Genomic DNA, 14,981 nt, shown 5'->3' with positions numbered 1-14,981 from the left:
TGTTAGCTTTTAGCTATTAGCTTTAATTGAATGTAGAAGTTATTTAGCTAAAGAATGCAGAGATAACTAAATCACGTTACAAAAGGCTAAAAGCTAAAAGCTAATCGCTAACAGCCAATAGCCCCATAATCATTGCCACACATAAATCAACGTAAACAACGCAATCCAAATCACATCGACAAAATGCCAGAATAGCGAAGTTGCTTCAATGCCATATAAACCCTTGTCATATTCATTGGGAAGGAACGATCGCACTAATATTATTAACTGCAAAAGTACACCCGTTAAAACGTGTAAACCGTGAAACCCAGTTAGCAAATAGAAACTACCGCCAAACACGCCATCCCCGAAGCCAAAGGCTAAACCACTCCATTCCACGGCTTGACCGTAGAGGAAATAACTACCCATAGCGATCGTCAGGAGCCAGAAGGCGCGAAACCTCCATAGTTGCTTTTTATGGAGAAATTTCTCAGCAATGTAGATCGTGAAACTACTTGATACGAGAACGATTGTATTAATCGTGGGATCTTTAATTTCTAAGCCTGTGACACCATCAGGTCGCCAGTGGAGGGCTGTCGTTTTATAAACAATATAGGCAGTAAAAAAGCTCAGGAAAATGACGCTTTCAGAAAGTAGGAATACGACAAAGCCAAATAGCCGATTGTCGGGATGATCGCTATGGGCAGATTCGTGGGTAACTTCCAGAATGGGATTGTCACCAACAGAAGTATCAACTGGTTGCATGAGCTACCTCCAATTTATCAGGATTAGAAACTAAGGGTTCATCTTTGCCATAGCCGTAGGGTTCGGAAATTACAATCGGCAACTCCTCAAAGTTCTCATGGGATGGCGGCGAAGAAACTAGCCATTCCAGACCGATCGCCCGCCAAGGATTTTTGGGAGCTTTTTCACCCTGTACCCATGAGCCAATCATGTTAAGCAAGAATGGTAATGTCGATACTCCTAAGAGAAATCCGCCTAAACTAGCAATCACATTCCAGAAAGCAAACTCTGGATCGTAGGAGGCAACGCGACGGGGCATTCCTTGCAAACCGAGGGGATGCATCGGGAAAAAACAAGCATTTGTGCCGATAAAGGTGAGGATAAAATGGAGTTTTCCTAAACCTTCGGAATACATTCTCCCTGTCATCTTGGGGAACCAATGATAGAGCGCTGCATAGATACCCAAAACCGCCGCACCATAGATTACATAATGGAAATGTCCAACCACAAAGTAGGTGTTATTCACATGAATATCCACAGGCACAGAGGCAAGCATGATGCCTGTAATCCCTGCGAACACGAACATCACCAACGCTCCTAACCCAAATAGCATCGCTGTATTGAGCTTGATCTTACCGCCCCAAATGGTGGCGACCCATGCAAAAACTTTGATTCCTGTAGGTACAGAAATTAACATTGAGGTTGCCATGAAGAACATCCGCATCCAACTAGGCGTGCCACTGGCAAACATATGATGCACCCAAACCGTAGCGCTCAGTCCCGTAATGATTAGCGAAGAAACTGCGACAAATTTATAACCAAAGAGAGGCTTACGGGCATAGACAGGGAAAATTTCCGAGAAAATCCCAAATATGGGCAGGATAATCACATAGACCGCAGGATGGGAATAGAACCAAAAAAAGTGTTGAAAGAGAACGGGATCGCCGCCTTTAGCAGGATCGAAAAAGCTAGTGCCGAAGGTTAAGTCAGATAAGAGCATCACCGCTCCTGCGGTCAGCGCTGGCAATCCAAATAACTGAATTAGCTGTGCGGCAAGCACTGTCCAGACAAACACAGGCATTTTGAACCAAGTCATGCCTGTAGTTCGCATTCGGAAAATCGTGGTCACGAAGTTAATCGCGCCCATAATCGAAGATACGCCCGAAATAGCGACTGCAAGCAACCAAAGGAACTGACCGTTAACAATCTTCCCCGTAGGATTTTGCAAACTCACAGGCGGATAAGCCCACCAGCCTGATTGCGAAGTTCCCCCTGGAATAAAGAAGCTTGCCATCAGAATAATCCCAAATACGGGAACCATCCAAAAGGCAACGGCATTTAAACGCGGGAAAGCCATGTCGCGTGCGCCGATCATCAATGGCACTAAGTAGTTGGATAAACCTACCAACACAGGAAATGTCCACAGGAACAGCATGATCGTGCCGTGCATCGTGAACATGGAGTTATACACTGCGCGATCGACTAAATCCGATTCGGGGGTAATCAGTTCACCCCGAATTACCATCGCCAGAATGCCACCAATGAGAAAGAAGAAAAAGGAAGTAACGATATATTGAATCCCAATCACTTTATGATCGGTACTAAATCCAAAGAATCGCCGCCAGTCTTCAGGCTTTTCTGGTGGGCGCGTATCCGCGATCGCATCAATAGAAATATTAGTCATAAAGAATAAACCTGATTAAGGATTGTGGGAACGGATGACATGTTGAATTAGTTGATGCCCGATCGCGAGCTGCCTGAAAATCCACTGGGACAAGTAAATTGCTCACCATTGAATATAGGCGTAGGTGGCTTATCGAAAGTATTACTTTCCGATATACATAGAATGGAAACTGTAGCTTGGCGTTTCTTATCGTAGGCAACAGCACCAACAAGCCCAGCGATCTCAGCTTTAGTGATTCCTAAGCGAAATAGATCAGTAGGTACTTCTCTGGGCGTTGCATAAATATATGCGCGATCGCTAATTACTTCTGTAGAGAAGAGATAACGAGTTGTTGTGTCAGGAATCGGTGCAATCTTTAGGGACTCGAAAGATTTGCTAAAAGTCTGATGCTCTAGGTAGTAAGCTTCTTGGGATCTCAGATAAGTACCAGACGCTTGAATTCCCGGATTACCGCAAGCGCAACCGATCGGAACTTGAATAAAACAAATTCCAATACCCACAGGAATTGCCCCAATAGCAGTCAATGCAATAATTCGTTTAGGGTTTCTCTTCCTAGAACCTTCTTTTAGATTTTTTTCTAATAGATCAGACATAGGTTGACCTCCATATTTAATTGGAATAATTCACCACAGGCGGAGCCGCAGGGATAACTGTCGCCCAATTATTTGCATTCGCTCGTTTAGCATATTCATTAGATGCACGATTATAGGCAGCTACAGGCGTAGCGATAGAAGCATCCGCTAACCATTTTTGATAGGCTTCAGGCGATTCCACTACTACATCCGTTTGCATCGCCGCAAAATAAGTGCCGCTATATTGCGAATCGCGCAAGCGATATTTGCCTTCACGGATGGGCGTAAATTCAAAATCAATATCATGTCCCGGAATTACATCTTGCTTCACTCGAAAAGCAGGAATAAATAAGCCATGCAACACATCTTCAGAATGGAGGACAAGCTTAATACGGCGATTATTCGGCAAATGTAACTCAGTACTGCTGACTTCACCATTTGTGCCATTAGCGTAATGAAATTCCCAAGCCCATTGCCTTGCTAGCACTTGGATTTTTTCAATTTCTTCAGCCTTCGGTTTACTGACTTCATCTGCATTTGCCGATGCCATCATCGATCCATGATGCGCATGTTCCATTGGTCCTAAAATCGACATCTGGTCATAGATTTGATAGCTATAGGCGGCAATCCAAATCACCAATGCAAAGGGAATTACTGTCCAGATGATTTCTAATTTGACATTGCCTTCGATGTGAGGTCCATCACTAAGATCGTATTTCTCAGCGCGTTGAAACAGAACAGAATAGGTTAAAGTTCCGACCACACCCAGAAAGATGAAAGTTCCTAAGGTTACCAAAAAGCTAAATAGGTTATCCACTAAGATTGATTCGGCGGAAGCTTGGGGTGGAAACCATGTGTAGGCGGCTTGTCCCATCCAGAGACTAATCAGGGCGATCGCGATCGCTACACCCACCAAAATTAAAATCGTGCGTAGTTTCATAGATCTCCCTATAACGAATTCAGATCTTGACCTAAACGTAACAGGCGATCGGCGGTGATATGTACCCCAAACTCTGAGGCAAGCTGTGCGCCCAAAGTCCCATGCACAAACATAATCGCAAAAATTACCAATCCTGCTAACAAATAGCTCCACTGTACCTGCTGACCAAGATCTTTGCGCCAGAGATAGCGCTGAAATCCACGCCAGACCGTCATGCCCACAATCAGAGCTAATAACAGGACACCGCCCACACCATGCCAGATCATTGTTTCCATCGCTTGTAAACCCCAAGCGCTCTTCACATTCTCATCTGGTGTCGCGAGAAGGATTTCATAAAAGCCTGCTCCCACTGTAAAGAAGGTGACGATCGCTGCCCCGACCATGTTGTACCAACCAACATCAAAGAAATTCGACCTTGCCGCAGGAATTGCCATAAATTTGAATAGAGGCTTTTCCAAAACGAAAAATACGCCCACAATATCAAACCCGATCGCTACAATAAACAAGCCGAGGGTCAAGTGAACCAGATTCGGATGAATGGGAATGCTGTAGGGTAAACCATTCATGCCCAATTGACCATGTAATTGATCGATTAAAGTTGCTATCATTTCAAACTAGCCTCCCTTAAAGCTTCTACCACTGGCACGGTGTGCAGTCCATAAACCCAAACCAGTAAATCACCTAAATAAACTTGAAAAAGAACTATTACTGTGAGCAACAAGCCTGCACCAAGAAAGGAAACAGGTAAAGTCTTGGGATCACGGACACGCAAGACATAGCGCCATCCTGTAATCGCAGCAATGATTCCCGAAAGTGACCAACCGATGATGGTATGTAGGTTTAGAGTAGCTTCTACTGAACTATAAGGTTCTGCGAGTCCTGCTTCAATTTGCCCAAAGATAATCGCAATAAAGATAGAAATAGTGGCAAAAAATAGATTCCACCAGCTAACTTCGTATAGTCGAGGATTACGGGTGAAGTAGCCGATCGCATCGCATACTACGGCAAACAACACCATCGCAATTACAAAATGCACCACGATTGGATGAATCGTATCGGGATAAGGTAAGTTATGGTCATTTAATGGCGGAAGGTATTCCAGCATAGTATTTTCAATGGGGTTTTCAATACTGATTGAGGTGGTTGATTGTCGGATGTTGATATTAGGCTAAGGCAATCATCAAGAGCTTAGCAAAATGTTCATCTAGATTTAAGAATGTTCGTTGAGTTTGGATTCTAGATGCTTCAATACAACTAGTTTAAGCATTGATATCCTTACGTTATAAGCTCGTTTAAGTCAAAAGACATCCCGTCAAAGCGAAGAATTAAAAACAGTCGCTTATTGATATTGATAAATCATTAGCAATAAGGATTGTTCTAAGATTCTATTTCGCAACTCTCTATAGATATATCTAAAAACTGTAGCTCACGCGCAGCGTGAGCTACAGTTTTTAGGTATTATAAGGATAGCTTTTGGAATAGTTCAGATAATGGCATTGTAAACCCAGCAATCACATCTTCTCCATCTAAAGAATCAGATTGTTTGAGTAGGCGATCGGGTTCTTGAGAAGACCGATAAACAATTACATAATGAAGCTTGAGGTTAATTACCCACACTAATCGCGCCCCATTCTCAAAATATTCCACAATTTTTTGATCGATTTCAGCGATTGTGTTATTAGGCGAGAGAACTTCGATCGCTAAGTCTGGCGATCCATCTAAAAATCCATCGGGTAGTTCTGTAAGTCCTTGCAATTTTTCTTTCGATACAAAGGAAATATCAGGCGATCGCTTATTACCATTTTTCATCGTAAAGGCTGTACTAGAATCGAGAATGATACCTAGCTTTCTGGGCAGAATGTAATTCATCAAAGCCATAACGAGGATGCTGCAAGTATATCCATGCAAAGCCCCTGAATTTCCCATATCAACTAATTCTCCATTCACAAGTTCATAGCAGTTCCCATCAGTTAAAGCCATTAACTCAGCATCAGTCCAGATTTTTTTTGGCGTTGGAGGTGAGATAGTAAGTGAAGACATAAACAACTCCTAATTTTTGAAAAAACAAATCTGAGCTATTGTCAGTAATCTCAGAGAGGGGCTTCAGCCCCTCTCTGAGATTAACGCATTGATTCGCGATGGACTTTGACTAGTTTGAGTTCATCCTCTTCCATTAGATATTTGTTCATCATATAGATTACATACTCAGGTTTGAGATTACTGTCAGGTTTACAACTGCCCATGAAATGGATTTTCGGAAACTCAGGATCGGGGTTGATGACATTGATCGTAAAGATGCGATCGCGTAATTCCAACATTTGATTGCGCCCAGATTTTGACACCTTCGGCATTTGAATGGAAGTCGCAGCAAGTACACAGTAACTTGCACCTTCTAACAAATCCATAATGTCCGCCGCATTGCGCTCCTTGTTTGTCATAAAAGCACAGGTAATTGTGTATTCTGCAACTTCTAGCAGGGAATCTAAGGATGGCGAATGCACCTCAACTTCCTCGATCGCATAAATTGGTAAATCCTCATCCAATTCCGCTGTAAAACGTTGTTGAAAATCCTCAAGCGTAACTGTTTGAGTTAACTCAAAATCGACAAACTCCGCACTGCTAGTTTGACCGAGGGGCAAAGCCTTAGCAATAGAAATACGCGGTAAAGGGTTAAAGCCTTCGGTATGGGCAACGGGCAGAGCCGCACGACGGGCTGCACGTTGAAAGAAGCGTTGGAGATCTAAATGGGAAATCAAGCTCATATCGCCTAATTTACCAAATTTGAGACGGATACGCTGGACTCTAGGTGGAATCTTGGGCTTCTCTAGGGAAATAGGAGGCACTTCTGGTGGTGGAATTACCTCATTATGTCCAAATTCGGGACCACAGACACCACATTCTGAGCAACCACCAAAGGAGCAATCGGGAATTATCTGAGCAGCGATCGCTCTTTCCCAGTCTTCGATTAGCCATTGTTTATCGATACCTGTGTCAATATGATCCCAAGGTAAAGCATCCTGCATTTTTAGCGATGGTGCATCCCAAACGAGATCAGCTTCCGCGATCGCCTGTGTCCATGCGCCAAAGGCTTTGTCACTATTCTCAAACCATGAGTCCATGCCTGCGCCCAGTTGCCATGCGCGATATAGCACCTTACCCAAACGTCGATCGCCCCGTCCAACGAAATCCTCCATCGCACTGATGCGAATTTCTGTGTAGTTCACCTTTACGCCACTGAGACGACGAAACTCTTTGCGAAGTAACTGTTGCTTTCGGACAAACTCACCACTGGAAACGGTGTACCACTGGAATGGTGTATGGGGTTTGGGAGTGAAGTTGGAAATAGTGAGATTGAAGGATATTTTCTTTCTACCTTTTTGAGAGCATTCACGCTGAAGCCATTCCACAGTATCAACGATACCAATGACATCTTCATCGGTTTCCGTAGGTAAGCCAATCATGAAATAGAGCTTTACCTTATCCCATCCTTCTACATAGGCAGTTTTCACGCCTTGGAGCAATTCTTCATCGGTCAAGCCCTTATTGATTACATCCCGCAATCGCTGTGTACCTGCCTCTGGTGCAAAGGTTAAGCCCTGTTGCCGACCGTCACCACTGCGGAGCATATGGGCAATATTCTCATCAAAGCGATCGACCCTTTGGCTGGGTAATGAGAGAGTCACATGCTCATCTTTAAAGCGATTCTTAATCTGCACACCTACCGAAGGCAGAGCCAGATAATCGGAACAGGATAGAGAAAGTAAAGAGAACTCATTGTAGCCAGTTTCACGAATGGCTCTTTCAATTGTATCGACAACTTTCTCAGGATCAACATCACGGGCAGGACGGGTCAGCATCCCCGGTTGGCAAAAACGGCAGCCTCTGGTACATCCGCGTCGAATTTCAATAGTTAGGCGATCATGGACGGTTTCTACTAAGGGAACTAGTCCAATACTATGCTCAGGCATTGGTGTGGCAACACGCCGCAAGATACGCGGAGAGACATCGCTACGATTGGGAGTGACTGCTCCTGTTTTCTCGTCCATGTCATAAAATTCTGGAACGTAAACTCCATCAACTTCATTAGCCAGATCTAGTAAGGTTTCGCGACGGGTTTTTCCTGCGAGTTTAGCTGCCTTAAGTACTTCGCCAATTTCTGGCAATAGATCTTCCCCGTCACCAAGGGCAAAGAAATCAAAGAAATCTGCATAGGGTTCAGGATTGGAAGTTGCAGTCTGTCCTCCTGCAAAGATTAATGGACATTCCTCAATACTTAATTCACTCCGTTCTCGCCATGTCATCGGAATATTGGCAAGATCAAACATTTCGAGAACATTGGTTGCTCCTAACTCGTAGCTGAGACTGAAACCTAAAATGTCAAATTCTCGGAGCGATCGCTTAGATTCGACCGCAAATAAATCTGTTTTGGTTTCGCGGAGTTTGGTGGAGAGGTCAGGGGCTGGGAGATAGGCGCGATCGCAAAGTTGACCATCTTTAGAGTTAATAATGCTGTAGAGGATGATATGCCCCAAATTTGACGCACCGACCTCGTATATTTCGGGATAGGTCAGCGACCAACGCACGAGCGCTTCGTCCCAAGGTTTATGTACTGCGCCAAACTCGTTGCCTAAATAGCGAGCAGGTTTAAGAATTTCGGAGGTAAGTAATTGTTCTACGGGAACGGGCATAGAGTTTTTCAAAATTTGATCTAGCCCTATTTTACATTGGCTGAGGCAAGGGGCTTAAGCCCCTTGTTCATCAAAGCAGATCAGGATCTTCGCCCAATTCCCTTAATCTAGTGGCTAGTCTTTCCAACCTTTCGACTTTTTCCTCAGCAGTGAGGTAGCGATCGCCTTTTTGATCAAACCAGCTTAAAACTTCACGACTCAAGCGATCGCTTGGTAATACAGCACGTCCAATTCCTAAGCCGATCTCTGGCATCCATAGAGGTTCACCAATCTGTAATTGGTAATCCCCATCAACTAATGTATAAACCTCAAAGGGCAAATGTCCATCGCGCCGCCAGAATTGAGGATTGTAAATCACATAATACTTGACACCTAATTTGCGATAAATATCTAACTTCTTTTCATACTCATCGCCATAGGTATGGGATACAACTTCTAAAGCCAAAATCGGTGCAGTATCTTCTTCTTCCCACATCACATAACTGCTACGAGATCCACCATTTTTACGCCGTTCCACTCCCAAGCTCAAAAATCCATCAGGAACTACAGGAACTCTAGGACTTACGCCAGTGGTGTGATAGATCCCCATATCCACACCAAAGTACCAATCATCGCGACTTTTCCAAATATATTCCAACAAGAACAATAGTAAATTCGGTACAAAATTCTGGTCTTCGTTATCCACAGGTGTATCGTCAGAGTCAGGTAATTCGTCGCTGGTGGGCAGATGTTTGAGATCGATTTGTAGCATCGGAATAACCTCAAAAGTATCTTCGCTATCTAGTTGGTATTATATAGCCCCAACAAATGAAGGCGACGCTTCGCGTCGCCTTCATTTGTTGGGGCTAGCTACTTACACTAAAATGAGCTTTATAGCGTATTACAAGTACTAAAGTATCTGGGCGAAAAAGATGTGGATTATGGGAGTTATGGGAATTCTCAGCTAGGCGATCGCATTTTTTATGCTTACTTGAGCGCCATGTAAATTTAGCATTGTCGCAGGAGCAAATCTTGAAGATTTTATTGGTTGAAGACGATCGCCACTCTGCGGAAATACTTTTGCAGTTATTAGCAGATTCGCATTACACCATTGACTCTGCTGCCAATGCCCAAACTGCATGGCAATATGTCACCACCTATAACTATGACCTAATCATCCTCGACGTTATTTTGCCTGATAGCAATGGGGTTGAGCTATGCACTAAAATCCGCAAATCTGGCTATACAATCCCTATCCTTTTACTCACAGCTAAGGATAGTACTAGCGATCGCGTAATGGGTTTAGAGGCAGGTGCGGATGATTATGTCGTTAAGCCCTATAACTTTCAGGAATTAGTGGCAAGGATTCGGGCTTTGTTGCGACGCTATAGCGATCGCGACACATTGATTCAAAAATTGGTATGGGAAAACCTCTGCCTCGATCTCAGGACGAATATAGTCACTTATAACCAGAAACCTTTGCGCCTAACTCAGAAGGAATATGGTCTTTTAGAACTATTTCTGCGACATCCGCAACAGATATTTAGCCGCAGCGCTTTGCTAGATCAGGTATGGTCGGCGGGAGAATTTCCCAGTGAGGAGGCGGTGACGACCCATATTAAAGTATTACGTCACAAGCTGAAAATGGCGGGACTACCTATAGACCCCATTGAGACTCTGTATGGATTGGGGTATCGCCTCAAACCTGAGCCTGTTCCATTGGTGAGTCAGCCTTTACCATCATCTACGCCTGCACCTTTACCTGAAGAAGATTTGGCGCAGAAAAAAATGGCGCAAGCTCAGGAAGTAATTGCCACGATGGCGAATAGATTAATTGCTAGTTTGCCAGACAAGATTGCCCTTTTTCGGCAAATTGTGACTGCGCTAGAAAAGGGAGAACTAGACGCGGATTTACGGAATGAAGGATATATGGAAGCCCATCGACTGATTGGTTCAATGGGTTCACTAGGGTTTCCCTTAGGTTCAAAGATCGCTCGTCAGATTGAGGCAATTTTAAAAAGTGATTCTTCTCTATTACCCACAAATGTAGAGGATCTGCTGCATCTAATTAACGAGCTAGAATCAAGTACTAACTCACCGAAAGCCTTACCTGAAAAGACCATATTTCAGCCATATCATACACAACTGCCATTGTTATTGATTGTGGATGATGATGCTAATTTCACTCAAGAGATTAAAACAGAGGCGAAAACTTGGGGGATGCGCGTGCAAATTGCTGAAGATATTGTCTCTGCTAGGGAAAAGATTGCCCAAGAGCCGCCTGCTGCGGTTTTGCTAGATATCCTCTTTCCTCATACTGCGGAGAATGGATTAACTTTTCTCGATGAACTCGCGCAACGGGAACCCAAAATACCAATAATCATGATGACTGCGGCAAGTGGTTTGGGCGATCGCGTGACCGCAGCACGTAAAGGTAGCTGCTCATTTATCGAAAAGCCTGCATCATCGGAGGAGATCCTCAGTACGGTTTCGCAGATTTTATCTCAACGACAGCACGATCGCTTAAAGGTGATGATTGTCGATGACGATCTGTTGCTGCTCGAAATGCTGCGGCGGTTACTCGAAAGCTCAGATCTTGAGGTGATCACTTTACAAAATCCGCAAACTTTTTGGCAGGTTCTGGAATTAACTGCTCCTGACCTCTTAATTTTAGATGTGGTGATGCCTGACTATAGCGGACTAGATTTGTGTCAAGCTGTGCGAACGTCTTCACTTTGGCATGATTTACCGATTGTGTTTTTATCAGCTCATAGCGATCGCGAAACGATTCGGCAATTATTTATCGCTGGTGCTGATGATTATCTCAGTAAGCCAATCGTAGAAGCAGACTTGTATACACGCATTCTTAGTCGTTTAGAGCGTAGTCGCATCTCTAGGCAGAAGGCAGATTTTGACGGTTTGACGGGTGTTTATACCCATCGGCGGGGTATTCAAGTTCTCACCCAACTTTTATGAATAGCCACACGCAATCATCAGAATATCTGTTTAGCGATTTTAGATTTAGATTTATTTAAACAAGTGAATGATCGCTATGGACATGGTATGGGTGACATGGTACTCAAGCAGTTTGGGAGCCTGTTGCGCCAAAATTTTCGGAATGAAGATGTGGTGATGCGTTGGGGTGGGGAGGAGTTTGTGGTTGGCTTGTATGGAGCAACTTGTCAACAAAGTATGGAACGGTTGAATATTTTATTACGGGTATGGCGGCAGCAAAAATTTGTCACTGATACAGGTGTGTCTTTTGGCAGTACTTTCAGTGCTGGACTAGTGGAATATCCCAAATCTGGTACGAATATAGAAACTTTGTATCGCCAGATGGATGCGGCGCTATATCAAGCAAAGGCGACAGGAAGAAATAAAATTGTAATAGTAGGTGATTTTTAAGCAGCAGTATGACGAGAGCATCACACTCCAATCGGGCGCAATTTCAGTCGCTCAAAGCGTATATGCTCAAATACGGCTTTTGGGTAGCATTTTTACTGTTATTTGGTTGTGGAATTGCCTCCTACGTCAGTATTCAGCGCTTAAGGGAAAATCGCCAAAGTTTAGTCCATACTCGTGCGGTAATTGAGAATTTACAGGGAATCATTGGCGATATAGTTGATGCAGAACTGGGGCGACGAGGGCAGATTATTACCAAAGATCCAATTTTTGTGATCGGTATCGATACCAAAATCAAAGGATTGCGCGATCGCCTCAAAAACTTACACCAATTGATCAAAGACAATCCTAATCAGCAAAAACATTTTGCTATTGTCGATCCATTAGTTAATCAACGTATTGAGGTTCTCGAAAAATCCCTGCAACTATGGCAACAAGATCCCAATCTTACGCCAACCCAAGTGGAATTGACCTATCAGGGTTGGCAATTGCGTCAGAAAATTGAGGCGCGGATCGCCCAAATGAAAAAGGTGGAAGATCAGCTAATCATTGTGCGATCGCAAGCTGTTGAGGATAGCGTTCATCTCACCCTAATCTTTGTCATTCTTGCTTCTGTAACTGGTTTTAGCTTATTTGTAGTCGTTTACTTACTGCTCACTCAAGAAGTTGCTATTCGCAGACAAGCTGAACTGCAATTACAACAAAATAATCAAGACTTAGAGCAGAAAGTTGAGGAACGCACAGCAGAGTTACAAAAAAAAGAGCAGCTTTTTCGCCTAGCGATTTTTAATGCCCCTTTGCCGATTACTTTACATATCGAAGATGAGGAATTTTTATTAGTAAATCAGGCATGGACAGACCTATCGGGCTATGCGATCACGGATATTCCCACTGTGCGAGATTGGACTCGCCAAGCCTATGGTGAGAGACAAGTGGAGGTTGATGCTTTTTTGCAGAAATCTTTTACCCGAAATAAACCATTTAATAGTGAAGATACGCATGAAGTGATTAGCAAAGAAGGTAAAAGGCTATTTTGGGACTATTACTCTGCACCATTAGATATTCAACCTAATGGCAAACGCCTATGGATTACGATCGCGATCGATGTGACCGATCGCAAACTTGCTGAAGAAGCTTTACGCGCAAGCCAGAGACAATATGAAACTCTCGCGGAAGTAGTTCCTGTTGGTATCTTTCGCGCCGACCTACAGGGCAACAGCATTTATGCAAATTCTCGTGTTTGTGAAATTTTGGGAATTAACCTTGAGGAGACAATGGATATGGGCTGGTCGCAAAGGCTTCATCCTGAAGATCGCGATCGCGTTATCAGTCAATGGCAGGTCGCCGCCGCAAATCGCCAAAAATTCTATGCCGAATATCGATTTATATCTCCCGATGGCTCAATTACATGGGTGATTACTCAAGCAATTCCCGAAATAGAAAATGACATCATGCTGGGATATGTCGGCACAATTACGGAGGTTAATTCGCTTAAGTCTGTCGAGAAAGAACTTCAAGCGACCAAGGCTGATCTCGAAATTAGGGTTGCCGATCGCACTGCGGAGTTATCTCAACGCCAGATCGAACTAGAAACTGCCAACCATCGTTGGCAATCGTTGCTAGATAATGTGCGCTTACTCGTCCTCGGACTCAATAGTCAGGGCAACATCGAATATGTCAATCCGTTTTTCCTTAAGACAACAGGGTATGAGACCGATGAAGTAATCGGGAAAAATGTCTTCTCCTTATTGTTGCAGGAGCATGAAGTTCAATCTGCGCGATCGGTATTTACCGAATTGATCACCACTGGCGATTATCCTCACTATCAAAATCAGATTTTGACTAAAGCAGGTAAGCAATTAGCGATCGCTTGGAATAACACGGCACTGCGCGATAGCACGGGCAAGATTATTGGCTCATTAAGTATCGGTGCAGATATTACCGATGAGTTGGTAATGGAAAAGATCAAGAGTGAATTTATCTCAGTGGTCAGTCATGAATTGAGAACACCTCTCGCTTCTATTCGAGGAGCATTAGGGCTACTAGCTTCTGGTGTTTTAGCTAATAAACCTGATACTGCTAAACATATGCTAGATATTGCTATCGCTGATACAGAGCGCCTAGTTCGCCTAGTCAACGATATTCTCGATTTAGAGCGTTTAGAGTCGAATACGATCACCCTTGATCGCAAATGGTGGAATACATCGGAACTATGTCAGCAAGCAATGGAAACAATGCAGGCGATCGCAGAGATCAATCAGGTTCAACTATCGAGTAATGTCGAGTCTTTACAGATTTTTGCCGATCGCGATCGCATTATACAAACGTTAGTGAACTTACTCAGCAATGCGATTAAGTTTTCACCAGCTCAAAGTGAAGTATCACTAACGGTTCAGTCACAAAATGATGCGATCGTCTTTCATGTGCAGGATCATGGGCGCGGCATTCCGATAGAACATCAAGAAAGCATATTTGACCGTTTCAAGCAGGTGGATGTCTCTGATTCCCGTCAAAAGGGAGGCACAGGCTTGGGCTTAGCCATCTGTCGCAGTATTGTCCAGCAACATAACGGCAAAATCTGGGTAGAAAGTGACTTAACAAAAGGAAGTACTTTTTCGTTCACAATTCCCCATCAAATTTCATCAATGTCTTGAAGCCTGTAAGGATGGGCGGCGCTTCGCGCCGTCCATCCTTACAGGACTGAAATGCAAAGGGGGAGAACTTAGACTTCCCCTCTTACCAAAGGCGTTAATATACTTGACACACTGCGCAGATTTTTACCCCCCTCAGTCCCCCCTTGAAAGGGGGGAAGTCTAAGTTCTCCCCCTTCCAAGGGGGAGTTAGAGGGGGTTTTAGAGATTTGGTGCGTCAAGTATGTTAATGCCTTACCAAGGGTGGATTAAGGGGGGTAAAAGCAGAAATTTATGCTAAATAGGATAATTCCCAAACACTCTCTTGAGGGATGATGGATTTTTTGCTTCAGATTGTCCTCA

At 43.8% G+C, this 14,981-nt stretch carries 12 protein-coding genes; 3 read left to right on the top strand and 9 right to left on the bottom strand.

Features of this window, described 5'->3' with window-relative positions:
* Positions 1 to 129 precede the first annotated feature (129 nt).
* The 9 genes from NMG48_RS19200 to NMG48_RS19160 all read right to left on the bottom strand — a co-directional run bounded on the left by NMG48_RS19200 (position 130) and on the right by NMG48_RS19160 (position 9,358).
* Positions 130 to 744 (bottom strand): cytochrome c oxidase subunit 3, encoded by a 615-nt coding sequence (locus NMG48_RS19200; protein WP_271253026.1) that lies wholly within the window; start codon positions 742 to 744, stop codon positions 130 to 132.
* A complete protein-coding gene (ctaD, locus tag NMG48_RS19195) occupies positions 731 to 2,407 on the bottom strand; it encodes a cytochrome c oxidase subunit I (protein ID WP_271253025.1) in 1,677 nt (558 codons plus the stop codon). The genes NMG48_RS19200 and ctaD overlap by 14 nt, the downstream gene beginning before the upstream one ends.
* Positions 2,408 to 2,454: 47 nt before the next feature.
* The gene (locus tag NMG48_RS19190; protein WP_271253024.1) at positions 2,455 to 3,000 is read right to left on the bottom strand and encodes a type IV pilin-like G/H family protein; all 546 of its coding nucleotides are present in this window, start codon (positions 2,998 to 3,000) and stop codon (positions 2,455 to 2,457) included.
* Positions 3,001 to 3,016: 16 nt separating this feature from the next.
* On the bottom strand, positions 3,017 to 3,919 hold the full coding sequence (locus tag NMG48_RS19185; RefSeq protein ID WP_271253023.1) for a cytochrome c oxidase subunit II: 903 nt from the start codon (positions 3,917 to 3,919) through the stop codon (positions 3,017 to 3,019).
* Positions 3,920 to 3,927: 8 nt separating this feature from the next.
* Entirely contained in the window at positions 3,928 to 4,527 is a 600-nt protein-coding gene (locus NMG48_RS19180) for a DUF2231 domain-containing protein (protein ID WP_271253022.1), read from the bottom strand.
* A complete protein-coding gene (locus NMG48_RS19175; RefSeq protein ID WP_271253021.1) occupies positions 4,524 to 5,024 on the bottom strand; it encodes a DUF2231 domain-containing protein in 501 nt (166 codons plus the stop codon). Before NMG48_RS19175 ends, NMG48_RS19180 begins: the two co-directional genes overlap by 4 nt.
* A 353-nt stretch (positions 5,025 to 5,377) precedes the next feature.
* A complete protein-coding gene (locus tag NMG48_RS19170; protein WP_271253020.1) occupies positions 5,378 to 5,959 on the bottom strand; it encodes a Uma2 family endonuclease in 582 nt (193 codons plus the stop codon).
* 80 nt (positions 5,960 to 6,039) lie between these two features.
* Positions 6,040 to 8,607, bottom strand: a complete 2,568-nt coding sequence (locus tag NMG48_RS19165; protein ID WP_271253019.1) for a TIGR03960 family B12-binding radical SAM protein — start codon at positions 8,605 to 8,607, stop codon at positions 6,040 to 6,042.
* Positions 8,608 to 8,677: 70 nt separating this feature from the next.
* A complete protein-coding gene (locus NMG48_RS19160) occupies positions 8,678 to 9,358 on the bottom strand; it encodes a Uma2 family endonuclease (RefSeq protein ID WP_271253018.1) in 681 nt (226 codons plus the stop codon).
* Between the two features lie 260 nt (positions 9,359 to 9,618).
* On the opposite strand from NMG48_RS19160, the gene NMG48_RS19155 reads away from it, so the two are divergent.
* The 3 genes from NMG48_RS19155 (at position 9,619) to NMG48_RS19145 (ending at position 14,642) form a co-directional block, all read left to right on the top strand.
* Entirely contained in the window at positions 9,619 to 11,562 is a 1,944-nt protein-coding gene (locus NMG48_RS19155) for a response regulator (RefSeq protein WP_271253017.1), read from the top strand.
* A 63-nt stretch (positions 11,563 to 11,625) separates the two neighbouring features.
* The gene (locus NMG48_RS19150; protein ID WP_271253016.1) at positions 11,626 to 11,991 is read left to right on the top strand and encodes a GGDEF domain-containing protein; all 366 of its coding nucleotides are present in this window, start codon (positions 11,626 to 11,628) and stop codon (positions 11,989 to 11,991) included.
* 8 nt (positions 11,992 to 11,999) lie between these two features.
* Positions 12,000 to 14,642: a PAS domain S-box protein gene (locus NMG48_RS19145; RefSeq protein WP_271253015.1), complete on the top strand. Its 2,643-nt coding sequence runs from the start codon at positions 12,000 to 12,002 to the stop codon at positions 14,640 to 14,642.
* Positions 14,643 to 14,981: the final 339 nt, after the last annotated feature.

It is taken from the genome of Pseudanabaena sp. Chao 1811 (genome assembly GCF_027942295.1).
GTDB lineage: Bacteria > Cyanobacteriota > Cyanobacteriia > Pseudanabaenales > Pseudanabaenaceae > Pseudanabaena.
The sequence above is the reverse complement of the archived record's forward strand: the minus strand, read 5'-3'. Positions and strand labels throughout refer to the sequence as shown.

Coding starts and splice junctions, on each gene's coding strand:
- NMG48_RS19180 (WP_271253022.1), bottom strand. CDS start 4,527: ATGATAGCAACTTTAATCGATCAATTACATGGTCAATTGGGCATGAAT.
- NMG48_RS19175 (WP_271253021.1), bottom strand. CDS start 5,024: ATGCTGGAATACCTTCCGCCATTAAATGACCATAACTTACCTTATCCC.
- NMG48_RS19145 (WP_271253015.1), top strand. CDS start 12,000: ATGACGAGAGCATCACACTCCAATCGGGCGCAATTTCAGTCGCTCAAA.
- NMG48_RS19190 (WP_271253024.1), bottom strand. CDS start 3,000: ATGTCTGATCTATTAGAAAAAAATCTAAAAGAAGGTTCTAGGAAGAGA.
- ctaD (WP_271253025.1), bottom strand. CDS start 2,407: ATGACTAATATTTCTATTGATGCGATCGCGGATACGCGCCCACCAGAA.
- NMG48_RS19170 (WP_271253020.1), bottom strand. CDS start 5,959: ATGTCTTCACTTACTATCTCACCTCCAACGCCAAAAAAAATCTGGACT.
- NMG48_RS19200 (WP_271253026.1), bottom strand. CDS start 744: ATGCAACCAGTTGATACTTCTGTTGGTGACAATCCCATTCTGGAAGTT.
- NMG48_RS19185 (WP_271253023.1), bottom strand. CDS start 3,919: ATGAAACTACGCACGATTTTAATTTTGGTGGGTGTAGCGATCGCGATC.
- NMG48_RS19165 (WP_271253019.1), bottom strand. CDS start 8,607: ATGCCCGTTCCCGTAGAACAATTACTTACCTCCGAAATTCTTAAACCT.
- NMG48_RS19160 (WP_271253018.1), bottom strand. CDS start 9,358: ATGCTACAAATCGATCTCAAACATCTGCCCACCAGCGACGAATTACCT.